The organism is Pedobacter hartonius, from assembly GCF_900107535.1.
GTDB lineage: Bacteria > Bacteroidota > Bacteroidia > Sphingobacteriales > Sphingobacteriaceae > Pedobacter > Pedobacter hartonius.
This window is the reverse complement of record NZ_FNRA01000004.1, coordinates 137,493-163,762: the sequence shown is the minus strand read 5'-3', so window position 1 is coordinate 163,762 and position 26,270 is coordinate 137,493. Positions and strand designations below refer to the sequence as shown.

General features: G+C 42.6%; 18 protein-coding genes, 1 tRNA gene and 1 riboswitch. Of the genes, 11 read left to right on the top strand and 8 right to left on the bottom strand.

The window, feature by feature from the left end; genetic code table 11:
• Positions 1-3: 3 nt before the first annotated feature.
• A complete protein-coding gene (locus BLW16_RS09255) occupies positions 4-1,632 on the top strand; it encodes a RagB/SusD family nutrient uptake outer membrane protein (protein WP_090556510.1) in 1,629 nt (542 codons plus the stop codon).
• A 59-nt stretch (positions 1,633-1,691) separates the two neighbouring features.
• Here BLW16_RS09255 and BLW16_RS09250 read toward each other — a convergent pair whose 3' ends face one another.
• Both BLW16_RS09250 and BLW16_RS09245 read right to left on the bottom strand, forming a co-directional pair.
• Entirely contained in the window at positions 1,692-5,039 is a 3,348-nt protein-coding gene (locus BLW16_RS09250) for a glycosyl hydrolase (RefSeq protein WP_245735191.1), read from the bottom strand.
• A 94-nt stretch (positions 5,040-5,133) separates the two neighbouring features.
• Complete coding sequence (locus BLW16_RS09245) at positions 5,134-6,894, bottom strand: alpha-L-rhamnosidase-related protein (RefSeq protein ID WP_090556299.1); 1,761 nt, start codon at positions 6,892-6,894, stop codon at positions 5,134-5,136.
• Positions 6,895-7,199: 305 nt separating this feature from the next.
• On the opposite strand from BLW16_RS09245, the gene BLW16_RS09235 reads away from it, so the two are divergent.
• On the top strand, positions 7,200-7,913 hold the full coding sequence (locus BLW16_RS09235) for a DUF3891 family protein (protein ID WP_139298299.1): 714 nt from the start codon (positions 7,200-7,202) through the stop codon (positions 7,911-7,913).
• Between the two features lie 115 nt (positions 7,914-8,028).
• Here the strand turns inward: BLW16_RS09235 and BLW16_RS09230 are convergent, their stop codons facing one another.
• Both BLW16_RS09230 and BLW16_RS09220 read right to left on the bottom strand, forming a co-directional pair.
• Positions 8,029-8,217 carry a hypothetical protein gene (locus tag BLW16_RS09230; RefSeq protein ID WP_090556296.1) on the bottom strand — a complete coding sequence of 63 codons (189 nt, stop codon included), beginning with the start codon at positions 8,215-8,217 and terminating at the stop codon, positions 8,029-8,031.
• Positions 8,218-8,619: 402 nt separating this feature from the next.
• Complete coding sequence (locus BLW16_RS09220; RefSeq protein ID WP_090556294.1) at positions 8,620-9,198, bottom strand: TetR/AcrR family transcriptional regulator; 579 nt, start codon at positions 9,196-9,198, stop codon at positions 8,620-8,622.
• Positions 9,199-9,391: 193 nt separating this feature from the next.
• Between BLW16_RS09220 and BLW16_RS09215 the strand changes: the two genes are divergently transcribed.
• From BLW16_RS09215 to BLW16_RS09200, 4 genes are all read left to right on the top strand, one after another.
• Positions 9,392-10,132, top strand: coding sequence for a hypothetical protein (locus tag BLW16_RS09215; RefSeq protein WP_090556293.1), 741 nt, complete (start codon positions 9,392-9,394; stop codon positions 10,130-10,132).
• Positions 10,133-10,425: 293 nt separating this feature from the next.
• Positions 10,426-12,249 (top strand): hypothetical protein, encoded by a 1,824-nt coding sequence (locus BLW16_RS09210; protein ID WP_090556292.1) that lies wholly within the window; start codon positions 10,426-10,428, stop codon positions 12,247-12,249.
• A gap of 124 nt (positions 12,250-12,373) precedes the next feature.
• Positions 12,374-13,252: an SRPBCC family protein gene (locus BLW16_RS09205; protein WP_090556291.1), complete on the top strand. Its 879-nt coding sequence runs from the start codon at positions 12,374-12,376 to the stop codon at positions 13,250-13,252.
• A 12-nt stretch (positions 13,253-13,264) separates the two neighbouring features.
• On the top strand, positions 13,265-14,107 hold the full coding sequence (locus BLW16_RS09200; protein WP_090556290.1) for a VOC family protein: 843 nt from the start codon (positions 13,265-13,267) through the stop codon (positions 14,105-14,107).
• Positions 14,108-14,171: 64 nt separating this feature from the next.
• Here the strand turns inward: BLW16_RS09200 and BLW16_RS09195 are convergent, their stop codons facing one another.
• Positions 14,172-16,349 carry a TonB-dependent receptor gene (locus BLW16_RS09195; RefSeq protein ID WP_090556289.1) on the bottom strand — a complete coding sequence of 726 codons (2,178 nt, stop codon included), beginning with the start codon at positions 16,347-16,349 and terminating at the stop codon, positions 14,172-14,174.
• 164 nt (positions 16,350-16,513) lie between these two features.
• Positions 16,514-16,645, bottom strand: a riboswitch (cobalamin riboswitch).
• 144 nt (positions 16,646-16,789) lie between these two features.
• Here BLW16_RS09195 and BLW16_RS09190 point away from each other — a divergent pair.
• Positions 16,790-18,628, top strand: coding sequence for a DUF4153 domain-containing protein (locus tag BLW16_RS09190; RefSeq protein ID WP_175470528.1), 1,839 nt, complete (start codon positions 16,790-16,792; stop codon positions 18,626-18,628).
• Between the two features lie 107 nt (positions 18,629-18,735).
• Here the strand turns inward: BLW16_RS09190 and BLW16_RS09185 are convergent, their stop codons facing one another.
• Entirely contained in the window at positions 18,736-18,969 is a 234-nt protein-coding gene (locus BLW16_RS09185) for a hypothetical protein (RefSeq protein WP_090556287.1), read from the bottom strand.
• Positions 18,970-19,200: 231 nt separating this feature from the next.
• Here BLW16_RS09185 and BLW16_RS09180 point away from each other — a divergent pair, with 231 nt between their 5' ends.
• Positions 19,201-19,671 (top strand): Lrp/AsnC family transcriptional regulator, encoded by a 471-nt coding sequence (locus BLW16_RS09180; RefSeq protein WP_090556286.1) that lies wholly within the window; start codon positions 19,201-19,203, stop codon positions 19,669-19,671.
• A 298-nt stretch (positions 19,672-19,969) separates the two neighbouring features.
• Here the strand turns inward: BLW16_RS09180 and BLW16_RS09175 are convergent, their stop codons facing one another.
• Positions 19,970-22,420 carry an outer membrane beta-barrel family protein gene (locus BLW16_RS09175; protein WP_175470527.1) on the bottom strand — a complete coding sequence of 817 codons (2,451 nt, stop codon included), beginning with the start codon at positions 22,418-22,420 and terminating at the stop codon, positions 19,970-19,972.
• A 544-nt stretch (positions 22,421-22,964) separates the two neighbouring features.
• Here BLW16_RS09175 and BLW16_RS09170 point away from each other — a divergent pair.
• Both BLW16_RS09170 and BLW16_RS09165 read left to right on the top strand, forming a co-directional pair.
• Positions 22,965-23,990 carry a GntR family transcriptional regulator gene (locus BLW16_RS09170; protein ID WP_090556284.1) on the top strand — a complete coding sequence of 342 codons (1,026 nt, stop codon included), beginning with the start codon at positions 22,965-22,967 and terminating at the stop codon, positions 23,988-23,990.
• Positions 23,991-24,147: 157 nt separating this feature from the next.
• Positions 24,148-24,224, top strand: a tRNA-Pro gene (locus BLW16_RS09165).
• Positions 24,225-24,321: 97 nt separating this feature from the next.
• Here the strand turns inward: BLW16_RS09165 and BLW16_RS09160 are convergent.
• Positions 24,322-24,588, bottom strand: coding sequence for a hypothetical protein (locus tag BLW16_RS09160; protein WP_090556283.1), 267 nt, complete (start codon positions 24,586-24,588; stop codon positions 24,322-24,324).
• Positions 24,589-24,883: 295 nt separating this feature from the next.
• Here BLW16_RS09160 and BLW16_RS09155 point away from each other — a divergent pair, with 295 nt between their 5' ends.
• On the top strand, positions 24,884-26,263 hold the full coding sequence (locus BLW16_RS09155) for an aspartate kinase (protein ID WP_090556282.1): 1,380 nt from the start codon (positions 24,884-24,886) through the stop codon (positions 26,261-26,263).
• The last annotated feature ends 7 nt before the right edge of the window (positions 26,264-26,270 follow it).

Here is a 26,270-nt window from a genome sequence, read left to right as displayed (position 1 = left end):
AAAATGAGATATATCACCTATATAGGGCTGTTCGTACTCGTGCTTACTGCAGCCTGTAAAAAGCAGCTTGAAGAAAATGCCTACGATCTGTTGATTGCAGATAATTTTTACAATAATAAAACTGAGGTTCTTTCGGCTGTGCTAAGGCCATACACCCATGCCAATGCCTGGGTTACACCATCCGGACAGGACGGATGGTGGAGACCAGCAGAACTTTCTGCAGATCAACTGGCATGGCCAACGAAGGGACGCCATGGTGAGGACGGCGGTAAGTGGAAAAGATTACACTATCACACATGGACGGTTGATGAGGGCGGACTGAACAATGCATGGCGGTTAATGTACACAGGTGTCGGTTTTTGTAATGACCCGATCGAAAACATCGAAAAGAGAAGCCTTAATGACATGGGTATCACTCAGACGGAGAAAGACTCTTTCCTGGCAGAATTGAAATTACTCCGTGCGTTTCATTATTTAAAACTGATGGATCTTTTTGGAAATATTCCTGTAGTCACACGGGTAGGTATTCCTGCAAGACCTGAAACGATGGCGCAAAAAGATGTCTTCAATTTTATAGAAAAAGAAATTAAAGACAATATAGACAAAGCACCAAAACTTTCCAGAGCCCAGCTCGGACGCATGTCACAGGCAAGTGGCTACGCAATGTTAACGGAGCTTTACCTCAATGCTGAAGTATGGACCGGCACCGCCCGCTGGGATGACTGTATTGCTGCCGCGAACCAGGTTATAAATGGTGCGGGAGGGGCGCAGAACGGAAACATGGCATTGGATCCAAATATCACAGATCAGTACCAAACGACTAATGATTTATCTAAAGAGGTGATTTTTTCTATCGCCTATAACTTCAGCATTGCAAACTTCGAACCATCATGGCCGGGAGAATTCTACCACTTCAAACAACAGGAGATCTATGGCGGCGGCCGCGGCGGTAATGACGGGATTGTAGTTGTCCCGGGAAATTACACAAAATATGATGCCGCTGATCTCCGCAGGTCCAGCTGGCTGAGCATTGGTCCGCAGGTTAAATTTGCGGATGGAACAACACCGGTTTTAGCATCTGAGGAATATAACGGATTGCAATTAACCTTTGTTGACAATATCCGGAAAAATAAAAGCAACTCCACGGTTTCCAACATGAGCGAAGGTGAAGAAAACAGCGGGGTACGCTTCAACAAGTACAAACTTGGTAACCAGGTTCCCGGACCGGGCGGTATTCCTGCAATTGATGTAAATTATAACAATACTGACTGGAACGTGTACCGTTTAACCTGGATCTATTTTGCAAAAGCAGAAGCATTGATGCGCAAAAACGGTGGTACCGCAAATGCAGAGGCGTTGCAGCTGATCAACGAGGCTAAACAACGTGCTTATGCAGCAGGAACCTATGTTCCCTATACTGCAGCCACCCTTACCCTGGATGAGCTGCTGGCAGAACGCGGCCGTGAGTTCATTTTTGAGGGGTTCAGAAGGGATGACATGATCCGGTTTGGTAAGTTTAGTACCGGTATCTGGTGGGATCATACCCCAACACAAGCTAGCAGGGCACTATACCCTATTCCTCAGCAGCAGAGAGACTTAAATACGAACCTGCAGCAAAACCCGGGTTATTAATATAATAGTAAAGGAGAGGCCCGGCAACGGGCCTCTCCTTTTATCATTACTGCACCCTCTTAATATTTGACCATCCTGAGCTTCACAGGGCCCAGTAAGCCTGAAGGCATTAGTTTACTTTCAGGTTTATAGGGGTTAACACTCAGCCAGGTTCCCCGTTCACCAGCAGGCAGCTTACTATCGCCAATCAAGCGGTTTACCCAGGTATTAGTTACTTTAATTTCCAACTCGTTTTTGCCGGATTTCAGCAGTTTAGTGATATCTACTTCATAAGGTGCTGTCCATACCCCACCTGCCTCAATGCCGTTCACCTTAACTTTGGCTATAGCGCTTACACTACCCAGATCTAGTTTTACCTGCATGCCTTTACCGGGCTGCACCATATTAACCGTAGAACGGTAAACAGCGGCACCCGAATAATATTTAATACTGTCATTGGTGCTTTGCGCCCAGTCGGCCAGTGTTTTGAACACAACAGGCTGTGCAGGCCCGCGCATTTTTTTTTCAAAGGTGACCGTCCATGGGGCTGTGATTGCCATTATTTGTACGGGCTGAGGATAATTGATTTTCTCAGCGTCAGATGCTCTGACCACATCCTTTCTAAAGATGACAAAAGCACTTCCTACAGCGTCCAGTTCCAGGGGAACCGTAGTTGTATTTCCATTTTGGCTATAAGCCGGCAAATTGCGTACACTGCCTGATACAGGGTCCCATAATTCCGGCACCTTCCCCCCTAACCGAAAGCGGGCATCAATTTTAACAGGAGTATTCTTTTGATTGGAGATGAAATAAATATCCCCGTCTTTTAGCCTGCGGTGGATAAACAATACAGAATCAGCCGGTGTAATGCTCAGATCTGGTTTTACTTTGAGCAGATCCAGCACCTGCTGCAGATCCATACCATTGATCACCATCCCTTTGCCAAAGTGATTGATCTTAGTATCTCTACCATTCACCTTTCCCCATAATTCTGCCGCGATGTCCTGTATCTGCTGATCGGCTTTGCCAAAGTTTTGCAGGCTGGGTGATCTCAAAGGTTTAGGCCCTAAAACTACGCCCCCCTGGTTTACCAGTTCTTTGATTTTCAGGAGTACTTCCGGGCGGATAGTTTCCATTTTTGGCAGTACCAGCACCCCGTAGCTCAATCCGTCAGGCAAGAAAAACCTGCCGTTTTTTACCACAAGCCTCGTCCTGATCACTTCTGCATTGATATAGTCAAAAGAATATCCCCCGGGCATTTCCGGGTCCTGTACACCCGTCATCTTTGGTGCATCCTCGCCAATAAAATACGCTACATCGGCCACATACCTGCCCTGTTGCAGCATCATATTACAGCGTTTCAGGTATTTCAGAAAGATATCCATGTCGTAAAACCAGGTGTTATGGCGGTTAAATTCATTGCCAAAAGGAGCATTTATGCCCGGCATTTTAGTATCATCGGGCTGCTCAATAAATACATGCAGCAATGAGTTGTTAATTCCTTCGGTAAAAAACCTGTCGGCCCGCTGTTTCATTTGCGCGGGGTAACGCGAAAAAGCGGGATCTCCACTGGTAAATGATTCTGCGGAAACCTTGGTTTTGCCATAGGTATGCGCGCTGGAGGAAGCAGCCCTATTCTCGATATTACCCAGGTTACCCACGCTCCAGAACTCGCCCCCTATTTCATCGCTCTGCCCTCCATACTGCAAAAACTCACCGGGGAAGCCCCAGTGTCCATAGTTTTCCAGCCATGTGGTTAGACCATTCTGGTGACTGATTTCCCGTAAACCTGCTACATATTCATAAGCCACTTTATCTGCAACAAAACGTCTCAGATCCCACAAAAAACGGTCAGAAAGTTCTGCACTGCCCACTACCTTTCCCTGCAAAACAGGGAGATACGACGTAGGGTCATAGCCATAAACGGAACTGAATTTTTCTATCAGGCCATCCGTCCAGTTCTGTCCGCCGGTTTCATAGCTGTCCTCTACAGTGACCTTCCAGGTTTTACGGTCTTCAGCAGGAACACGTTTGATGATCTCACCCAGAAAGGCATTAAAATGAGCGGTAATGTGTTCCTTACTCATTTTATCGGCTTCTAAACCTGTGCCTTCCGGCGGTGCGGGGCTGTTACGTACACCCGTAGGCGTCATTCCTGTTCGCTCAATGATCCAGTTACCGGAGGGTACATTCCAGTTTAAAGTACCATCGGCATTCATATAGCTGGAAATATCTGTGACCCTGGCAGGATCAATCACATATTTCTGATCACTGATCAGCGGCTGTGAAGGCCATTGGTAGGCTGTCCAGTAGGGAAATGGCGTCTGCCACATTTTGGCCAGTGTTTTTTCTATATAATCTTCTACAACCGGCGTGGCAGAGATCTTTAGTTCTGCTATGCCCGGCTGTTGCGATGCTTTGCTGAACACGATCCGGTAGTCTTTTGCTGTCGTTTCCGGAATAGAGATTGCAGCAGCCCCGTAAGGTTTAAAACCAACATTCAGCTGATCATTACTCCGGTCTACGGTGAAGTTTCTTACAGTAATGTATTTATCATTTTGCTTCACCTGGATCGTTCCTTCTAAAGTCATTGCCGATTGCAGCGGCGTAATGGTGATGCTTCTGGCCGTGTACACTTCTGCGGCCGATATATCAATCGAATAGTGTTGCCCTGGCTTAAACTGGATACCTGTTTGTTCATTGCCATCACTGATTGCCGCAAGACCGTCTATTTCAGGTATTGCGCTCAGCCGGGGCTTCAGTTTAAATATATCGGCTCCATAATCATCAGCCACAGGATAGGCAATTACCTTTACATCCTGGAAATCCTTTGCCGGAAGCTTCAGTTTTTCTTTATACAGCACAGGGCCTTTCACCATAGTTTGCGACGAAGTGAGGTAACGCATTGCCTCCTCAGGCTTTACCCACGGGCCGCCAGACTGGCTCCAGCCGGGGCTGTTAAAAATCCCTATTTCAATATTCAGCCGCGTTGCAGTTTTGAGTGCCGTATGCATGATTTCCCACCACTCTTCCGAAAAGATTTTCACCTTTCCGCGGGGCACCTCATCGATCAGCACATTGCCGATGAATGCACGGTTAATCCCCACCTTTTTCATCGCTTCCAGATCTTTCACTACACCTTCTTTTGAGATATTGTCAGACATCCAGTACCAGTAAACACTCGTTTGAATGTGATCAGGCGCAGTGATAAACCCCGTTTCTACCTCCTTCATTTGTGAGAAAGGTTGTGTTGCTGCAGCCTGCACTGCGGCCGGAGCAGGCTTTACAGACCTGGCAGGAACCGGCATTACGGGCCGCATTGGATTAGAATGTTTGCTTTGCGCAAATAATCCGGCATTTACAGGCAGGTAGAATGCCAGGGAGATGATAAATATGTGCTGTAATTGCTTGAAATCTTTTGATAACATTATACGATAGAGTTTAATATTCTTCCTGTAAGTTAGATTGATCTGTTTGTATTTCCGCTGCCCTGCTTTTCTTTATCTCAATACCTTCAGGTCTTTATCTCAATACCTTCACGCCCGCTGGTGCCGTTATTGTAGTTTCTACCTTCCCGCTTTTCAGTTTCACATGTTTGACCTTTACAATTCCGTAAGGTGTTGGAAAGGTACCCTCAGCAAAAGTAAGATCACCCAGGTTAGGCTTCACCCTGATCACCCTGCAGCCCGGTGCTACAACCTGCAGCCCCAGCACATGTTCGGTTAACCAGGGTGTAGGCCCGGAAGCCCATCCATGCGCTAAACTATGCCTGAACCCTTTATAACAATATGCTCCGTAGTCACCGTGAATATCTTTTTTTCCTTCAGGCACCAGCTCATCAATACGGGAGCTGTTTGGCAGCCAGTCTACATTAAAATCTTCCCAAAAGGTAGTTGCGCCAAGGGCCAGCATCGGCCCCCAGTAATTGCGGATATCATCAATCCCTCCCTGATAATCTCCGGCTTTGGCCTTCGCCTGCAGCATATAATAGCCGAAAAATGTAGAATAATCATGTACTCCATTTTCAGAGATCATTTCATTTGCCTTCTGAGGAGGCATCAGGCCGGATAAGCTAAGCAATGCAGCAGCCTGTTTAGAGTGATTTGCATCAGGAACGTTCTTTTTTAAGCGGGCAACAGCTTCCCTGCATTGTTTTGCAGTGGCCGGGTCTTTCAGCAGATCCAGCAGTTCTGCCCCTGTGCTGAGCGTCATGACCAACATTGATTGCAGCCCCGCATGGATTGCAGGGATATTTTCGCTTGAAGGCCAGTCCAGAAACCTTGCGCCATCAGTGAGCACTTCGCTGTTATTTGCATCAATTTTTTCCATATAGTGCTTCAGGAGTTGCTGCAGATAAGGTTTTTGCTGTTTGAGATAGGCTAAATCACCATTGTGCATATACCAGTCATGCTGGATAAGCACCCACCACATTGAGTAAGATACCATGCCGTTCATATAAGAAGGCAGCGGGGTAATATCCCGGGCAAAATCCATAGTTTTTGGCACTACATTATTGTACCCGAAAACTGCAGCTATGGTAGATGTTTCGGGGTGCATATCACCCACCCATGCCAGGCGGTCGCGCTTGATGCCGTCCCACAGGTAATCCTGCATGTTCAGGTGTACGGTATAGGCACCGGTCATCCATATTTTATTGAGCAGGGTATCACTGCACTTAAATGATCCCAGGTAAGGTATATCCCTGTAAATAAAAATTGCATTTACTTCTTTTAATTTCAGTTCTGCGTTTTCATCCACCAGATCAATACGTACAAAGCGGAAACCTGTATTGCCAATTTCAGTCTTGCCCAGCCATGGCAATGAAATGATCTCATCGCGCATAGCGTGGTCATTGGTAGCATTTTTTGCGGTGTCAGCTATATCAGACATGGCTTCAGCAACAGACTCTCCGAAACGGACACGTATTCTGATGGGTTTTCCGCCCTTCGACTGGTCAGTCACCAATTGTAAACCTCCATGCAGTTCTTTCCCAAAATCAAGCAGGATACCCGGTTTTCCTTTTCCTTTGCTGCTGAGGATACACAGGTTTTTACCTGTCAGATCAGCCTGTCCGGTTCCTTTTTTCAGGAGCGTAGCTACATTTTTGATTTGCTCCGGAGCATTGTCTGACTGCCAGACTATACGGACCGGCGGCAGGTAACGCCTTACGGTTTCTTCTTTGCGTGATTGTGCCGACCGTTCGCTGCTAAAAACAGGTGGCAGCTGGGCTTTGCCAATGACAGTCAATGATAAAAGGAAAATAAAAACAAGATATTTTTTCATGAGCAGGAAGGAAGTTAGACCTAAAACGTTAAAGTATGATCAATTGCCTTTAAAAATGATAATTATAATGGGCAAATCCGTGATCATGAGTATTATTTTTACAAACTGCTATCAAAACGGTGTTCCTGTTTTTACCATTCATAAAAAAGCCCCAAAAAGTATCCGGCCAAAAAAGTCTGCGCATTTTTAGCAGCAGAGCTACCAGTTGTAAATATTATTTGCCATTCCAAAAAACCGGCATATTTGTGAAACAAAACGGGATTTAAGTTGTGATAGGATTAGGTAACAAACACTTAAATGCTATCATGATTGTAAACTATACCGAATCGGGATGGCAGATCATCACCCAACGCTCGCATAGCTTGCTTGCGGCGCAGATCTGCGGACACTGGAAGAAAGACAACCAACCCTCACGATGGGTGGATACACTAATTGCAACCGCAGAACATGATGATGTTTACAATGAGTTTGTGAATGACAATCTATTGAATGATAAGGGAGGGCCTGTAAATTTTAAAAATACAGACTTTGAGTTACCATATGCAGAACGTTTGATTGCAATGGCGGAGACAAAAAGTGCTTATATCGCTTTGCTGGTATCCAGGCATATTCAATTTTTATACAACAACAATCCGAAGGCAGAACAGTATATCAGGAACCTGAAAATAAAAGAGAAATCGTGGTTGAAATTTGCCGGCACCACAAACGGAGAAATAAACCGTAGTTACAAACTGCTCGAATTCTGTGATGCCTTCTCCTTGCTGATCTGCCAGGGTCTTGTGCCACCAGAACAACGGAAAATAGAAATCAGCAGCGGTCCTGATGGAAGCGTTTACGAGATGCATAGCCAGGGCAAGCGTCTCATTGTGGCTCCGTGGCCGTTCGAGACCAGCCGCTTCTTTGCAACCTATGAATCCCGCACCTTATCCGCGCTTACATTCCAGGATACGGCAGATTTTCGTCAGGCAGTTGAAGAAGCTGAAACGGTGACACACCTGATAGAAATTGCGGGAAACTGATCACTATCTGTAGAAGTCAGTAATTTTGACATCCGGTAATGAAGCCAGCAATTCTTCGCCATACGCAGAAGCGGGAGATTGAAATCCGGCTTTGTAAGATCCGTTTAAGGCAGGGTTAACCAACCTCAACTGCTGAAGTAACAGTTGGCATATAACCATCTGCCGTATCTGCCATCGACCGTACTACTGTTCCGTCTTCACCTGTTACTTCCACAAAGATCTTACTTCGTTCTGTAGTTAACTCTGCTTTGGGATGGCCTTCTTCAAATTTTATAGTTCCATCTTCGCCTGCCCTGGCAGCCATTTTAAGTAATTTTTTTTATCTCGCCATCTTTCCTAACCAATAACCCTGCATCAATAATGTTAGCGTTGCTGGCCACAGAACCAGGTGTAAATCCCACTGAATACTTAAAAGCTACCCTGATTGCCACCGGATTTTTTACACGTTTAGCGGTATGTACAACTAAAGGATCATAAGTAGCAAATAATCCGGATCCGGACAACAACATAGGAGCCGGACCTTAGTAATTCTGCAATATTAGTTACAGAATTAAAGCTGAAAAATGCGTTTACTTGATAAAAAAGATGTCCTTTATCGCTTTATTTCTTCGACAAAAGTAAGTAGTATATAAAACAATCGTTTCAGATTAATGTCATCTTAGGTTTTTTCCATAAAACATAAGCATCAATTGATGAGCAGATAATTTTATCCTGAAATTTGGGATATCAGGTATTTCGCCATCTTTTTTATCCTGATTGGATCTTTATGGATGATGTAGGATTCATGCCAGCCGGTAAATATACTGATGATGAAGTTTGTAATGGTTTCAGCATCAGTTTCAGAATTGATCTCTTTTTGGTCAATAGCCTTTTGAATCAGATTCAGCAAAAAGCCATGTGTAAAGTTGCTGTCTTGTTTAAGCAGGGCCATTACATCCGGATCGGTACCTGCGAGCTCAAAAGTAGTTTTTATGGCGAGGCAATGGTTATCACTATAAAGAATCGTGTTGACACAATCATTGATCATACCGATGATTGCTTTTAGCGGAGACTTAATTTTAGATGAATGTGCTGAAGCCTCCTTTATCCGCCCATGTACATAATTGGTGATGCACCTTACAAAAAGCTGATGTTTATCACCTATCGTATTGTAAAGACTGCTGCTGTTAATTTGCATAGCCTCTGTCAGGTCGCGCATGGAGGCCCCGTTATACCCTTTCTTCCAAAAAACTTCCATTGCTTTTTGAATTGCCCTTTCTTCATCAAATTCTACGTTCCTTGCCATATTCTTCAAAGATAGAACAAATCTGAAATGTATGTTTTAGATTAATGTAATTTTTACGGATAGCTTTAAACCCGGGCCGCCGGAATAGCTTAAAGCATTTCGCGGAATGAATAATAGTCATCTCATCCAAGATTTTAGACGTTTCATCAGAAAAACCACTCTGCACTGATCAAGTCATTCTATTTTTGATACAATGAGAAAAACTATCAAATTTCCGTTATCCGGTAAAGCCGTTTTGATGGCTGTCACTGCGGGTATTATCATTTTGGCATCCTGCGCAAAAGAGGTTTTTACAGTACCGGCACTCATCATTGTTTCTGAAGAGGATATGGCAGAATCCATCATCTGTTCGGTTGCCTCATCCAGCAACGGTATTACCGCACAGGTGATAGCTGCAGCTCATCTGCTGGAAAATAAGAGGAATGAATGCGGCATTCCAAATTCAGATCATATAAATTATAAAAGTGATGCAAATCAGCTGGTACAGTTTTTAGGCAGCTACAAACGGGACTGGCTGTTAAGTTGTGATAATGACCGTCATCCAGCCCATTTTTCGTATTCCTTTACCGGAAACAATGCATATGATGCCCCAAACATGTCATCTGATTTCGAGGTCAGTTCAGAGTTCAATATTACAGGGCTGGAAAAAAAAGCAGAACACTATAATTACCAGATTGACTATACGGAATCTGGCGATAAAAGATCAAAAGTAGGTAAGAAAAATAAGTTTAGCAGCTCAGCTACTTATAAAAGCACAAATATCACAGTAAATAAAAGCAACAACTATATTGAATCCGGAACTATTGCCGTAACCCTGAACAATACCAATACTGACGGAAGTACCGGCAGGTTCGACGCAACCATTGTATTCAGTAACAACCATACTGCAACGCTTACCTTCGGGAACGGAACTGAATATACCTTCACCTGTTAAGGGCGTTTGTTTATTGTTGAAATAGCCTGTTCAAAAAAAACCTCTATACCTCAATATTTTAGAGGTTTCAGCATTTTGGGGTACGCAAATACCAGGACTATTTATATCCCAATCTGCTCCGTATTATTTTCGTATCATTGTCATTACAATAAACATAAACACCTGTTTACAGGTTTTTTATGTTTAAACTAATATCTCTTTTTTGAGTATAATTGCAAGTATCAGCATGAGTTAATCGGGTTCATGCCGGTAATTACATACTGTTAACGCTCACCTAAATGACAACCTAACCAATGGATACCACAAACAAAAATAACGAACAATCGAAGCACTATTTTTTAGCCGGCTTTTTTTTGGTTGTAACGCTTGGGTTTACACTGCTTATCCAATCCATTACCTTCTTTTTAAACGGTAGAATCGGTTGGTGGCAGTTCCCTCTGGCATTGGTCCTGGCTTTCAGTATGCATGTATACCTGCTGTTTATATCTCCATGGATGGCTACCGGAAAACTGCGGTCTCAAATATACAGCTTATGTTTGCCAGTGGTACTTATAGTAATTTCGATCCTGGTTTCAGGCCATTTTTTTGACGTATCAGACGATGGACAGCAATATCACCAGGAGGCCGTCATTCAGCTGTCACAGGGCTGGAATCCATACCATACAGTACTGGGAGGAAGCGCAATGGACTTTTTAAAAAATGTAACTGATGGCTGGGATCCCTATAAAATGGGACTTGATTACAAAACCATTTACCTCATCTGGATAAATCATTATGCTAAAGGTACGGAATTTATCCAGGCAGGCATATATGTAATGACAGGCCATATAGAAACAGGAAAAGCAGTCAACATCATATTGATGTTTGCAGGTCTCCTCCTTACCTTATCATTATTGCTCCCGAAACTTCCACCATTTAAAGCATGGATGACCGCCCTGTTGCTGACGTGCAATCCTATCGCGATTGCGCAAGTACTGACGTTTTGCGTAGACGGCGTTCTGACATCCATTTTCCTCATTTTTATAGCATCAGTTATATTGGCGGTCAAAGAAAAACATTGGATGCACTACCTGCTGGTTGTGCTGGTTGTCATCCTGGCTTTTGGGGTGAAATTTACCGCAGTTGTTTATATCGTGATATTGATGGCGGCTGCTATTTGCTGGCTGTTGCTAAACAAGGAACTAAAAAATCACAAAAAGCTGATCATTAACTTCGCAATAGCGTCAATATTAGGCGTTTTAGTAGGGTTCAATCCGTATATCACAAACACAATTAAAGAAGGCAATCCCTTTTATCCATTAATGGGACCTAAAAAAGTTGATATCCTGTCTGCTAACATCCCCCCCACTTTTCTGGAGCGTTCTACTGCCGAACGTTTTTTCGTTTCCCTTTTTTCCCACACTGATAATACCTCAGTGGGTGGTGTGCAGCATGATCCACCTGTACTGAAAGTGCCATTTACATTAAACAAAGGTGACATCAGAACATTTTGGGTAGACACAAGGGTAGCAGGCTTTGGCCCCTGGTTTAGCGGTATATTGATCCTTTCCGTTGTATTGCTGTTCATACTTATGTTGAAATGTTACAGGAACAGAAGATTTAAAGATATCCTTTTCATTTTTATGGCATTGGTGTTTACCGTTGCCATTATGCCAGAATCCTGGTGGGCACGTTATATACCACAGTTATGGTTTATTCCCATTCTTTTGCTGTTAGCGACCGAGTTATTCCTGCCGGATCAATACAGGCTGCTAAAACGGGCGGTATATATAACACTTGTTGTGAATGTAGGTTTTACTTTCGTAATAATCATCCAGAATTTGGTAATTACCAGTCAGATTACGCAGCAACTGGCCATACTAAAGGCATCCGGTAGAACCATAATAGTAGACTTCGGCGAGTCGCCACCTCTACGGATCCGGCTTGAAGAGCAGGGCATCCCATATGTAGAACAGGATCTGGAATTTATGAAGGCAATACCCGAGTCGTTCAAACGCTCTAACACCCAATTCCTGCCACCTGATCATATCAATATGGATATTCAACCTCCGTTTATCATAAGATTTTTAACGAAACTGGGGATTAAACCCAATCCCTGGGGAGGGATTGGGTATTGATCTGTCGCGATTTGCCCCCTATAATGTCGTGCCTGCACCCTGTAAATGATGGCTAAGGATTGTAAGTTTGGTTTACCAGGGAGATCAGCACCTGCATGAGTTTAAATGATAAATAAAACAGATTATGGAAACATCAACCAAAACAAACATCACTATAGAAGCAATCATCAAAGCATCTGTAGAAAAAGTTTGGCAGAACTGGACCAGCACCAACGGAATTACCAAATGGAATACAGCATCACAGGAATGGCATACCACCAAAGCTGAGCATGAGCTGAAACCAGGAGGAAAATTCAATTACCGGATGGAAGCGAAGGACGGCAGCTCAGGGTTCGACTTTAGCGGTACTTTTGATGTGGTAAAACCAAATGAATACCTGGAATCAACCATTGAGGATGGACGTAAAGTAAGAACTACACTGACCCGAAAAGGCAATGATACACATTTATCGCAAACCTTTGAGGCAGAAGATACGCACTCCGCAGATTTTCAGCGTGAAGGCTGGCAGAACGTTTTGAATAATTTCAGGAATTATGTGGAAACCCTGAAAGATCATGTACCGCTTCATTATGAGATCACCATCAATGCGCCTATACAAAAAGTATATGATACGATGATCGATAAAGATCAATATACCGTTTGGACAGATCCCTTCTGTCCTGGCTCCTATTTTGAAGGCTCCTGGGAAAAGGGATCAAAGATATTGTTCATCGGCACTGATGAACAAGGCAATAAAGGCGGTATGGTGGCCGAAGTTGCAGAAAATATTCCCGGAAAATTCATTTCTCTTGAATACATGGGTATTTTAAAAGGCGATGAGGAAATCACTACCGGCAATGAAGCCGAAGATTGGAAAGGCGGTTTTGAGAACTATACCTTCACCGAAAAAGACGGAAGTACAGTAGTGGCTATAGATGTTGCAGGCAGCAAAGAGCTTCAGGATTTCTTCTCCGCAACCTGGCCACTGGCACTGAATAAACTCAAGGAAATCAGCGAACAATAAATAGCACAACTCATGAATAACTCCATTTATCCCTGTCTTACCCTCAAAGGAAAAGTTGCAGAAGCAGCAGACTTTTACATCCAAAGCTTTGGTGAAGGAAAAATTATCCAGACTTCCCCTTTTGTGATCCTCATTGAGCTGAGCGGGCAGAAAATCATGCTGCTGAATGATGGCCCCTCCTCTTCGCCAAATGCATCCATTTCATTCATGGTTGTTAGTGAAACGGCCGAAGAAACGGAATTGTACTGGAACAGGCTGACCGGCGGCGGTAAGGTCTTTATGCCGCTGGACAGCTATCCATGGAGCGTAAAGTATGGCTGGGTAGAAGATAAGTTCGGCGTTTCCTGGCAGTTGTATACAGGTAGCAAAAATGATTTTCCTCAGAAGTTTAGCCCTTCGCTGATGTTTACAGGAGCCAACGCCGGTAAAGCTTCAGCAGCGATCCATTTTTATACAGACCTGTTTCCGCAATCTCAAATTGAAGGTGTAATGGAATACAGCGAAGGAGAAGGTGATACTCCCGGTTTTGTAAAACATGCCCAGTTCAGGGTCAAAGATTTTGTTGTCATGGCGATGGATAGCTCCGCAGACCACGGCTTTGCCTTCAATGATGCGATATCTCTAGTGGTGAACTGCAATACACAAGCGGAAATTGATCAGTACTGGCAGCAATTAACTGCCGGTGGAGGAAAGGAAATTGCCTGTGGCTGGCTGGTAGACAAGTATGGTGTGAGCTGGCAGATAGTGCCGGAAAAACTAGGCACACTGATTTCAGATCAGGAACGCGGCCAGCGGGTAATGAATGAACTGATGAAAATGAAGAAACTCGTCATTGCAGATCTGGAAAACGCATAGACAGGTTTTTGTTTTATCATAACTGCCCTGAGCATGTGATTTATATACTCAGGGCAGGCAGGAATTAAAACTTGTATCTCACAGAAGCCAGGTAGCTGGCCGGTTTTCCGGGATATAGCTGGTTATCGTTGATTGCAGAAACAAAGTATTGTCTTTTATCGAACACATTGTTTACGTTCAGGCCGATATCTGCCTGTTTGAATTGATAATGCAAAGCCGCATTGACAATGGTATAGCCAGGAAGTTTCACTGCATTATCGTTGTCTGCAAAGCTCTTGCCTGTAAAGTTTCCGCCAAGGGATACCCTGAAACCATTGTCTTCACTCTTTCTGGCAAAGCGGTAAGTAGCCCATAGATTAGCCTGATGGTCCGGCGCGTAATACAAACGTTTTCCGCTGAGATTTACAGTTGCCGACTGAACATAATCTTTAAAACGTGCATTTGTATAACTGTAACCTGCGGTAACCGAAATATGGGCATCAGGCGTATAGGTCAGGTCTTCTTCTATCCCCTTAGACACTGCTTTACCTGCCTGATCAAATATTCCGGCACCTTTGCCGATAATGATATCGGATTTCCTGATATGGTATACACTTGTGGTAGAGCTCAGCTGATCATTGAGCTGAAGTTTAACACCAAGCTCGGCCATCGCACCGGTTTCAGGCTTCAGGACGATATCATTCACAGGGAGCTGTCTGCCCGGTTTGAAATAGTTGGAATAAGAGCCATAGATGCTCAGTGCAGTTACCGGTTCATAGACCAGTCCGAAACGATAGGTCAGTGCATCCGAAATTCTATCGGCAGAAACGCCCTTTACAAAATCATTGATGGTGTTTAATTTATCTGTACGGTATTCACCATTAAAATAGTCATACCGTACACCAATAAGCCCTTTTAATTGTGCAGAGAAGTTAACCCAGTCCTGCAGATAAAAGGATGTAGAGAACTCGCTCAGGATTCTCCTGGTGTCATTAGTGATCACGATATTTGCCTGGCTTTCCACCGGATTAATCAGGCCAACCGTGGTGACGCCCGGCAATCCTGAATCCCGAAACTGTTTCCAGTTCAGGTAGTTAATTGAATTCCCAAAAGTAAAACGGTGTTCTACAGCTCCGGTTTTCAGCACCGAACTCAGCTCCAGTGTATTTTGCAGGGGTTTCAGGCTGGTATTGAAATTGAAATACTCCCGGTTGACAGAATCCTGGCTGGCATTGAGGTAGAGGGTCTCCGAAGAAAAATAATGATAAGAATCACTGGCATAAGAAATGGTCTCTGTTAGTTTAGTATCCGGCGAAAAATTGTGGTTATACCTCAGCTGGATGTCATTACGTTCATAGGCCATATTGTCCTGCGGCGTATTGTAACGGGTAGACAGTGCTACGCCGGCAGGAATTATACCATTTATAGTGGGGATGCCTGCATCCAGCTGGTAATTGTCTTTAGAGGCACCAAGCTGAAGCTGAAACTGGTCATTCGCTGACAGGGCATAATTTAAAGCCAGGTAACCGTTAGCCTTACTGTAACCTGCTTTTCTCCATCCATCCTGGTCAGAAATACCAAAATCTGCGCGGTAGCTCAGTTTACTGGTAATAGCACCGCCGGCACCGGCCGTCATTCTCCTGGTATTGTAACTGCCATAGGCGAGGGAGAAGTCATAGGTAGGAACGGTAGTTGGCTGCTTCCTGATCACATTGATGATCCCTCCCAATGCGGAATGTCCAAACAGTACTGAAGCAGGGCCTTTAACTACCTCAATATGGTCTACAGCAGCTGTACTGCTGAGCGGAGCGCTCTGCGAAATATTCTGCCGCTCGTCCCTGAAGCCGTCAACGAGCATCAGGTAATCGGTAAAACCCCTGATCACAAATTGCTGGAAACCTCCGTAGGTCTCTACAGGATTTACGCCGCTCACATTTTTTAAGGCTGATTGAAAATCATCTACCCCCTGATCATCGAGAATTTCTCTTCCGATAGTATTGAATGTAATTGGGATTTGTTTTAAAGGGGCATTCAGTTTAAGTGTAGCCCTGCCCTGTTTGTTTGAGTTAATATTCACCTCATCGAGATCATGTTTTACGGAATCTTTGGGAAGCGTGGTTTTCTTTTCCTGGGCATCAGAGCGGCCGTAGGATGTAATACTGAGCAGTAATCCCATGACGGCAGCTTTTGCATAGTCACGAATAATTGTGTTGAACCTGGGGTAACTGCCATTTAGCCGGCAGCCGGAGTTTTGCGTTAGCATTTCTTTTAAAGGATTAAATGAATAAATCGGTTAAAAGCTCTCAAAAGCTAAAACTTCGCAATGCTTTAAAGAAAAAGGAAAGAGAAAATGGATACCCACTGTTGCTCACGCAGCAGTTTGCTGATACAAATCACGTCTGACCAATAGCTTCTTTTCGCGAAAGCATTGTCAATACAGTATAGGCAGGTATCTGGCTAATAACATTTTATGTTACACACAGTTGCGCGACAGCTCGTGATTCAAACACGATTCCCTATTCATCTGCCTTAAGCAGAACCTATTCCGGTTGATGAAGAAATAAAGTAAAGAACTATAAGGCAGCAAGGTAGTACAAATAAACTAAATTACATGTAAATTAGGGTTTCAGATCATAACCTATGGCGCTTCCCTCCATCAAAACCTTGATACAAGGTATTCAGCATGTCATCAGTCGTTTCCCAATGGAAATACTTTTTGCCTGCATAGGAACAACCGCAGCAATCATTGGCATTAAAACTGATTTTCTAAACGATAAGGTATCAAATTGGTCCTGGCGGGTGATCATGACAGCTAACATTGGCCTTCTGGTTAGTCTTTCGGTCAGTTTATATACAGAAAGCAAGATGATAAAGGGAAAGCAAATGTATCTTTTTAAAATCCCGGCAGCCCTGCTCGCTGGCTCGCTGGTATTTTTTTTAAACCCTATGGTGCAAAGAGCTGACATTACAAGGTTCTGTCTGATAAGCCTCAGCGGTCATCTTTTGGTTTCATTTTCTGCTTATATTCAATCAGCATCCATACAGGGGTTCTGGCAATTCAATAAAACACTTTTCATTCGTTTTTTAACGAGTGTACTTTACAGCGCGGTACTTTATATCGGTTTGGCAGCAGCCATGAGCGCCACAAAATTCCTGTTTAATTTTGATATCGGGTCTCATGCCTATGCCATCCTGTGGGTATGCATCACAGGATTATTTAATACCATATTTTTTCTTTCAGGTGTTCCTGAAGATTTGCCTGCGCTGAATGAGGATTTCAGTTATCCGAAAGGATTAAAAGTATTTACCCAATATGTGCTGATACCGCTGGCCACGGTATATGTAATGATACTATTGGCCTATGAAGCCAAAATTCTGGTAGAGTGGAACCTTCCAAAAGGACTCGTATCAAATATAATATTAGGATACGCAGTATTTGGCATTCTTTCCCTCCTGCTGGTTTTTCCTATCCGCGAACAGGCCGAAAACGGATGGATAAAAACCTACGCCCGCAGCTTTTACTTCCTGATGCTCCCATTAATTGCACTGTTATTTCTGGCCGCAGGTACCAGGGTGTTCCGCTATGGGATAACTGAACTCCGCTATTTTCTGATCCTGCTTGCGTTCTGGTTATTATTGATTACCATTTATTCGCTGGTATCCCACAGACAGAATATTAAACTGATTCCTGTTTCACTCTGCGTCTTTGCCCTACTGGCTGTTTATGGGCCACAAAGTGCATTCTCCGTTTCGGTCTTATCTCAAACAAGGATCTTAACCGGCATCTTTCAGAAAAACAACGCTTTTGAGCATGGAAAGATGGTCAGGCTGAAAAAAATAAATAAAAAAGATGGTATCCGCGCCGCCCAAACTTTAAGATATATCGTTGAACACTACGATTATCAGATATTACAGCATTATCTAAGTCAAGACCTTAACCTGATTGCAGATTCACTGGCCAACACCAGGGAAATGGCCAAAGTGGATCGTTTCAGTAGTCAGTATGACCTGAGAATTAAAAAAACGGAATGGCTGCAAAACCATCTTGGTCTCGGCGAATTCAGCACCTATGCTGACGTTGACGATTCCGATCAGCAACCCGCAAATGAGACATATCTGATCAAAGATTCGCAAACGGGACTGCTACATGTTACAGGATATGATTTTATACTGGAGGAAAGTACCACTGACGAAAGGGGAAAAACTAATATGGCTGGCCCGATCAATTTCGAGAAGAGTTACAAGGGGAATGGACTGTTGTTCATCAGGCTCAATAATGATAGTGCTGTATTTAATATAAAAGGATTGGTCAGTAACTTGCTTAAAGACCCCGTTGAATTAAACAGCCATAAAGAAACCAATGCCCATAGTCGCTCAACCTATCAGTATAACCTGCCTTCCGTGTTATTAAGCATCAGTCAGGATACCAAAAATTTCAGGATCATTTATAAAATAAACTCCATCAGGTTTAACGGAGATCAGAACAAGAGAGTTAAAGACATTACTTATACCAATGGCGTATTTCTAATCAAAGCCCGTTAATACGATACAATGTTAAGCAGTAACAGTAAAATCCAGTCTCTCTTTTTCTTCTCCGTTTACAATAATGGATACCTGGTGTTCACCGGTATAAAATGTCCTTGTTGTGATTAGTTTAAATGACTATCTTCACCTAAATGATCAGCCCTTAATTGTTTGATGATCTTTTCTATCAGTTTTACAGCCGCAGGAAAATCGGCATTGAGGGATTCATGAAATACCCAGGTGGTATGTTTTATCCTGTCTTTCCATTCCTTGTTGTCAAATGCCGGAATTACCTCTTGAACGGTGTCTGCGAATTTATTGTAAAATCCAGGTAAGTAGATATCTTTGATTAAACCCATAATATGTCTTGGGCGACAAAGTTATGCTATTCATTTAGAAAACCCCTTTCATCACCGCTTTTGTAGCATTGGTAATATATACTACACTATCCTATAGGTTCGAAACAGTATATCCAATATTTTTTCGGGATCATGAGTACAAGCACACAATGAAATATCATATATTTGTTAAAACCATAACCAACCACCAAAAACCAAATAGACCTACACTAAGTTAAAATCATTTCAAATATGAACCCGCATTTAGACCCTACGGATTTGGGTATATTAAATCTGCTGCAGGAAAACGGACGTCTGACCAACAAAGAACTTGCCTATAATCTCAATAGGACCATCTCGCCGATTTTTGACAGGAGGAAAAGACTGGAAGAACTGGGATATATCAAAAAATATGTTGCAGTTCTTGACAGGGAGAAAATCACGGCAAGCATGGTTGCCTTTCCGCAAATTGTGCTGAACAGTCATAGTGAATATGCGCTGGCTTCCTTTCAAAGAAGCGTCATTGAGTTCCCCGAAGTATTGGAGTGTTATCACATTACAGGAAACTATGACTTTATGCTGAAGATCATTATCCCAGACATGCATGCTTACAATACTTTCCTTCGACAGAAGATTGCTACATTGGAGAATGTTGGAAATGTACACAGCTCCCTGGTTATCTCGCAGGCAAAAGCCGAGATCGGATTGCCTATATTGCTATAAAGGCCGGTTAAAAACCGGCCTTTAATGATTATTAACTATTATTTACCTATTTACCTCTGGCATCCACCCTCGGGTAAAGTCTTTGTTCGATTTTTTTATTAACAACGCAAAATTGATCAAAGAAATTATAAAAATCCAATACCTCAATAAATTAAGTAAATTTTGCTGCTTTCTGATTTCGGATCTTATAAAAATGGCGTAAAGCATCTTTAAATAGGAATATGACAAAATAATATTGGTATCTCCCCCACTCTGATAGACTTTTTACCGGGCGAATTTTAACATTTATTAACAGGAATTACCCACCAGACTTTACGCGGTTCTGTTCAGCATCTGACCCTTTGCTGCGCTGACGGGCACCCTTAATATCATTGCTGCCAAAACGGTACGTACAGGTTAAACGGAAAATCCTGCTTTCTTCTTTTTCACTCACACTGTAGTTCTGACCGGGCAATGCACTGGTGATCCGCCATCTCTGCAGATTGAAAACATCATTTGCCGCCAGTTTAACATTCAGTTTTTTGTCCGCAAATGATTTACTCAATCCGAGGTCAATACCATACTGCGGTTTCATGGCCAGCGTTCCCTCTACCATAGCTGATTGGTAATAGCCTGACATTTCGATGTTCGTACTGGTATTGACACTGATCGTGTGATTAGTATTGGCATTAAAAGATAGTTTGCCGCTGCTATAAGGCGCACCCAGCAAATTAGGCGTACTAAACTTGTTATAAAAGACAGTAACGTTATTGTTGGTTGTCCACCATTTAATGATAGTCAGGGGAGAATTGATATTTAAATTATACGATTTTTTTACGGCAAGGTTCTCCGATGTAATGAACAGCGTTTTCCGGAGCGTGTCTGAAAGCAGCACCCGGGTGATCGCATCGCTGGTATGGCTGTAACCTAAGGTTGCATTGATGGTCTTTTTGTAAGAATAAGAAACCTCAAAGGAATTGGTATATTGCGGGTTAAGGAAGGGATTACCAATTCCATAGGTGTAAAGATCTACGAACGAAATAAAGGGGTTAAGGTCTCCGTAATCAGGCCTGTCTATTCTTCTGCTGTAGGAAAAGCCGATTTCATGGTTTTTTGAAAGCACATGGTTCACGAAAAGGCTTGGGAACAGGTTCAGGTAATGACGTTTGGAAACCCGCTGTTCCGTTATGGAATTCCCTTTCGAATTGGTTTGCTCTCCCCTCAGGCCCAGCTGTACTGTAGTTCCCCTGAACTCACGTTTCAGATTCAGGTAACCCGCATTGATATTTTCATTATATTTAAACTGGTTACTGCGGCCCCGGTCATCCTGCCAGTTATTATCCAGAAAATTTTCAAAGACTGAGTTGTTGTCTGTGCTGACCACACTGCTTTTTAGTCCGGCATCCAGTTTCATCTTTTTACTAAAGGGATAGGTATAATCTACCTTAGCCGCAAAAACACTAATATCCGAAGGCGAAAAGCTCCTGAAAATATAGGGAGATTTATAAGGCTCCCCGGCGAGGTTCAGATAATTGTTGTTGTATTGATTATTCTGATAAGAATTATACCTTGAATAGTCTATATCTGCATTGAGTTCCTGACCGGAAGTATCAATAGTGCTTTTATAATTCAGGTTATAAGTGGTCCCGGTATACTTATACTGGTTAGGGGTTGTTGCAAATACCGAGGAATCTGTTTCCAGGGGCTGACTACCGATCAGCGTTAATACCTTTGTATCGTTTTCTCCTTTTGCATTATACCCGTTTACTACTACACCTATGGTATTATTATCATTGATAAAATAGTCGAACCCTCCTTTAAAGTTGTAGTTCCGTCTGGTGCCTATTCCATCACTGGTCTGGTCAAAATATGTTTGGTCGGCCGCAGTATTGTTGACACGTACAATATCAAGATCATGAAACTGTTTTCTGCGGGAGTAATTAAAGTCGCCAAAGATGTTGAATTTCTTTTCCCTGTGATTTAGGGTTAAACCTGAATTGGCCTTATAATATTTACCATACCCCCCTCCGGCAGTAACAGAGCCATTGGTACCATAGTTCCTGTTTTTCTTGAGTTTGATATTAATGATCCCTGAGTTACCTGCAGCATCATATTTTGCCGAGGGGTTGGTGATCAGTTCAATGGTTTGTACGGCATTTCCTTCTGTGGAACGCAATAAATTGGCCAGCTGTTCGCTGGACATATAAGTCAGTTTGCCGTCCAGCATAACGGTCACACCTTTTTTCCCTCGCAGACTGATGTTACCATCTTTATCGACAGTTACTCCAGGAGCCTTCTGCAGGATCTCGAGTGCGTTGTTACTGGCTGCAAGCACACTGTTTTCAATGTTCAGCACGGTCTTGTCCACTTGTCTTTCTACCAAGGGCTTGCGGCTTACAATGTTTACATTATTGAGTTGTTTAGCTGTGGGTACCAGTTGCACCTGCTCAATGGTGTAGGCTTTATGTTCAGCGTTAAGCAGGTATGGGCCTTTCAGTACTTTCGCATAACCGATCATATTGATGGCGATGATATATTGTCCGTCGGGAAGGTCAGCAAAAAGATAAGTACCATTTTCTTCGGTGATCGATCCTTTGATTAGTGTAGAATCCTTTGCTTTTAAAAGACTTACCGAAGCGTAAGAAAGGTTAGCATGTTTTTCGTCCAAAACTTTACCGGATAATTTCCCAGAACCAGTTTGTGCACTGGCAGCAGAGACGGTAAAAAGGAACAAAACTGGCATCAGTAAACGTAGAATTAAATTTTTCATTTTCAAAAGCATTTATACAGTTAAGATGCAATTGCTTGTTAAAACGTTACAGCTAGCGGAGAATTTAATTTTCCGGGGTCTGATAGACTGTGGCCGACAGGACTTTAGCAAAAGAAAAAGCCGCAATAATTTGCGGCTTTCAAAAAAATATAAAAATTAATGTCCTCTATGCCAACCCGGGCCATGACCGCCTCTGTGATGTCCGTGTCCTCTGCCTCTTCCTTGTTCCTGAACGTAGCAGGAGCTCAACAATGATGCTGTCACCAACAGCATCATTAAATTTCTAAATGTTTTCATTTGCGTGTTTTTTAAATGTTTACCTAAATCTACTACATAGACTATACCAATTCCGAAAGGATTAAATTGAATTAAAAGTTTCAACTACAACTTCTTCTTTGCCCTTCCAAACAGCAACCTCCCATATTCAGAAAACGTTTTAACTAATTCAGTATAAGCACATTCAAGAATATAAAAATTCTTTCTAAACCTCCGGGGAAATAACTGATTGGTTACATTAGAAAGACCTAAATGATTTACTGCTTAAATGAATAACATCCAGCATATTGTCAGGATTGACGAGTACTCCATCACGCCCAAATACACGCAGCTGATTAATTCGATCTTAGCAGGTATTCAATCCGGAGAAATAAAGAAAAATGACCTGCTCCCCTCCATCAATGAACTGAGCTGTACACTGGAAACAGCGAGGAGCACTATTGAGCGGGCATATAATGAATTGAAGAGAATGGGACTTGTTCACTCTGTGGCAGGTAAGGGCTTCTTTATCGTCCAAACCTGTTACAACAGACAGGCAAAAGTCCTGCTCCTCTTCAATAAGCTAAGCATTCATAAAAAAATGATCTACGATGCTTTTGCTGCTACGCTCGGAAACGAAGCCGTAATAGACTTCTATATCTACAACAATGATTTTGAGCTCTTTAAAAAGATACTACATGACAAGGCAGGATATTACGAAAAATGTGTGATCATACCACACTTTAACGAAGACAAAGAATTGGGTTATGACCTCATTGACTCCCTCCCGAAGAAAAAACTGATCCTGATGGACAAACTTGCTGATGGAGTAACAGGCAATTTTGGTGCTGTTTATGAAGACTTTGAAAACGATATTTTTTCAGCACTTGAGCATTTGCGGGCACGTCTGGCTAAATACCACACCCTCAAAATAGTTTTTCCCCGCCATACGTATCATTCGAAGATGATCATCCTGGGATTTCTCCGCTTTTGTGAAAAATACAACTTCAGGCATCAGATCGTGAATTGCCTGCGCCAGGAAGAAATTGAAATAGGAAGTGTATATATCAATCTTGTGGAAGACGATCTGGTTATCCTTATAGAAAAATTGATGGAGGGAAAGTTCCGCGTGGGCGAGGATGTTGGCGTAATATCTTACAATGAAATCCCTATTAAAAAGATCATCCTGGATGGAATCACCACCATTTCGACAGATTTTCAGCTCATGGGAGAGAAAACAGCTGAACTTGTTCTACAAAACTCGGTTGAACGTATTGCAATCCCTTTTAAAGTGACACTGAGAAATTCTTTATAAACGGCAGTTATACAATCATTTAAACCCCATTCAGTACAGCGCTACGGATCTTTTTCTTAAAAAAAGAAAATAAATTTGCGTACTAAAGATAATATTGTAACTTTGCAATCCCAACAGCAACGAAGGGTTATTTATAACTCCAATTGCTGGTCAAGTTCGGGGTGTAGCGTAGCCCGGTATCGCGCCTGCTTTGGGAGCAGGAGGTCGTAGGTTCGAATCCTGCCACCCCGACCATTAGACTTCTAAAAGTCGGTAAAACCCCTTAAATCGTGTGATTTAAGGGGTTTTTTGTTTTATTTCAAGTTAATCGGTTCAGACAAATGGACATAGTTCATAACTCATCGTGCCTTTTAAGTTGTTTATCTAAAAACTTTTTGAGGCGAATCAGGTCATTGGCAATCGTATAGTATATAAAAGTTTGCGGATGATCTGCATCTTTTGAATTAATCAGGTGATCAAGATACCGCAGGTCGTCCTCAACTTGTAATAAATGTAGATCCAGATTTTTATCAAGCATCACCTCAGCCCATATTTCTGCATATGCTGCAATGATATAATCAAGCTTTTCCTTTCTGATCAATGATTTTTTATCGTCCATAGCAATCCTGTTTGCAGCAGGATCAAATGCGGTACCGGTACTAGAATAAAAGAAAGAAACATGTTTAGCTTAATTAAAAGGCAGTTTTTAACGCTGATTCAAGTTTTCCGATCACCCCAAAATGACAGTGCATTTTTCATTTCGGGCGGTTTTTATTTCTTTGCAGAACGGCTTTGCTCTTTATGGAGATTGCATTCCCGTGCTAAAAACAGTATTCAATTGCTTCCTGTAGTGGATTGCCGAAAACTTGCCATTCTGGTTATATTTCTGGTCTGCCAATTGTAATTCAGATGGTATGTTAACAGTTGAAAAAATAGGTGGGACTTCGATGAGTGCCATCAGTAAAGTTATTCAGAATATTATCCTGTTTGAACGTGATGGTGCTGAACGTTATAATCATGTATATGTAGTCTCTGCATTTTCCGGAGTTACGGATATGCTACTTGAAAACAAGAAAACAGGTAAACCCGGCGTTTATTACCGGATTGCAAAACACCTTGACTTTCATGACTCTCTTGATCAGGTCGGAGAATCGCTAAAAAAGATCAATAAAAGCCAGGCGGACCTGGGTTTGGATCTGGATCTCGCCGACTGGTTTATCACCATGCGGCTGCACCGCGCAAGAATTTACCTTGATAACCTGGTCAATATCCTTGCCTCAGGTTATGTCAGCAAAGAGGGGATATTGCTGGCAGCAAGAGAAATCCTTGCATCAATAGGCGAAACCCACGCGGCTTTTAACCTCAGCAACATCCTTCAGCATAGGGGGGTAATTTCTTCATTTATAGACCTGAGCGGTGCTGAAGACCATCACCCCTGGACAATAGACCAACGTATCAGGCAGTCTTTTAAGGGTATTAATCTCTCAGACCAGGTTTGTATAGTAACCGGATACACCAAAGGCAAAGATGGTATCATGCGGGAATTTGATCGCGGTTATTCAGAGGTTACCTTTAGCAAAATTGCTGCTCTGCTTAAACCAAAGGAAGCAATCATACATAAAGAGTATCATTTATCCACTGCCGATCCTGCAATTGTAGGTATACCAAACTGTAGCCCGGTAGGCTTCACCAGTTATGATATTGCAGATCAGCTGGCCGATGTGGGAATGGAAGCTATCCATCCTAAGGCTGCCAAACCATTGGAAATTAATGGGATTAACCTCAGAATTAAAAACACATTTGAACCATCTCATCCTGGAACACTGATCACTAAAGATTTTGTTTGTTCCAATAAACGTGTAGAAATCATTACCGGAACAGATAAACTTCTGGTTATAGATGTTTACGACCCATTGATGGTTGGTACTGTAGGCAGTGATTTTAGGATCATGGAAATCTTCTTCAAACACAATATAAGTTATACTTTTAAAAGCACCAGTGCCAACAGCATATCCCTCGTGATCTGGGAGCACCACTATAACAAGCATTTGTTAAAAGACCTGCAAAATGAATTTGAGAAAATTACAGTTGAAAAAGTTGCTCTCGTCAGCGTACTGGGATCAAATATGGATCAGCCGGGGCTACTGGCCAAAAGTGCTTATGCTCTGACCGAAAAAGGCATTAGCATAAAAAGTGCAGGGTTTGCCTTAAGAAAAGTAAATATCCAGTTTTTAGTGGCGAGGGAAGATTTTAAAACAGCAGTCATTGCACTAAATAGTGCAATGACTCAGTAATATACAA

What these genes read in the sequence shown, in the direction of transcription:
- BLW16_RS09220 (WP_090556294.1), bottom strand. Translation starts at nt 9,198, where the DNA reads ATGGCAAGGAACGTAGAATTTGATGAAGAAAGGGCAATTCAAAAAGCA.
- BLW16_RS09250 (WP_245735191.1), bottom strand. Translation starts at nt 5,039, where the DNA reads ATGTTATCAAAAGATTTCAAGCAATTACAGCACATATTTATCATCTCC.
- BLW16_RS09175 (WP_175470527.1), bottom strand. Translation starts at nt 22,420, where the DNA reads ATGAAAAATTTAATTCTACGTTTACTGATGCCAGTTTTGTTCCTTTTT.
- BLW16_RS09190 (WP_175470528.1), top strand. Translation starts at nt 16,790, where the DNA reads ATGGAAATACTTTTTGCCTGCATAGGAACAACCGCAGCAATCATTGGC.
- BLW16_RS09215 (WP_090556293.1), top strand. Translation starts at nt 9,392, where the DNA reads ATGAGAAAAACTATCAAATTTCCGTTATCCGGTAAAGCCGTTTTGATG.
- BLW16_RS09210 (WP_090556292.1), top strand. Translation starts at nt 10,426, where the DNA reads ATGGATACCACAAACAAAAATAACGAACAATCGAAGCACTATTTTTTA.
- BLW16_RS09185 (WP_090556287.1), bottom strand. Translation starts at nt 18,969, where the DNA reads ATGGGTTTAATCAAAGATATCTACTTACCTGGATTTTACAATAAATTC.
- BLW16_RS09230 (WP_090556296.1), bottom strand. Translation starts at nt 8,217, where the DNA reads ATGGCTGCCAGGGCAGGCGAAGATGGAACTATAAAATTTGAAGAAGGC.
- BLW16_RS09195 (WP_090556289.1), bottom strand. Translation starts at nt 16,349, where the DNA reads ATGCTAACGCAAAACTCCGGCTGCCGGCTAAATGGCAGTTACCCCAGG.
- BLW16_RS09170 (WP_090556284.1), top strand. Translation starts at nt 22,965, where the DNA reads ATGAATAACATCCAGCATATTGTCAGGATTGACGAGTACTCCATCACG.
- BLW16_RS09245 (WP_090556299.1), bottom strand. Translation starts at nt 6,894, where the DNA reads ATGAAAAAATATCTTGTTTTTATTTTCCTTTTATCATTGACTGTCATT.
- BLW16_RS09205 (WP_090556291.1), top strand. Translation starts at nt 12,374, where the DNA reads ATGGAAACATCAACCAAAACAAACATCACTATAGAAGCAATCATCAAA.
- BLW16_RS09155 (WP_090556282.1), top strand. Translation starts at nt 24,884, where the DNA reads ATGTTAACAGTTGAAAAAATAGGTGGGACTTCGATGAGTGCCATCAGT.
- BLW16_RS09200 (WP_090556290.1), top strand. Translation starts at nt 13,265, where the DNA reads ATGAATAACTCCATTTATCCCTGTCTTACCCTCAAAGGAAAAGTTGCA.
- BLW16_RS09180 (WP_090556286.1), top strand. Translation starts at nt 19,201, where the DNA reads ATGAACCCGCATTTAGACCCTACGGATTTGGGTATATTAAATCTGCTG.
- BLW16_RS09160 (WP_090556283.1), bottom strand. Translation starts at nt 24,588, where the DNA reads ATGGACGATAAAAAATCATTGATCAGAAAGGAAAAGCTTGATTATATC.
- BLW16_RS09235 (WP_139298299.1), top strand. Translation starts at nt 7,200, where the DNA reads ATGATTGTAAACTATACCGAATCGGGATGGCAGATCATCACCCAACGC.
- BLW16_RS09255 (WP_090556510.1), top strand. Translation starts at nt 4, where the DNA reads ATGAGATATATCACCTATATAGGGCTGTTCGTACTCGTGCTTACTGCA.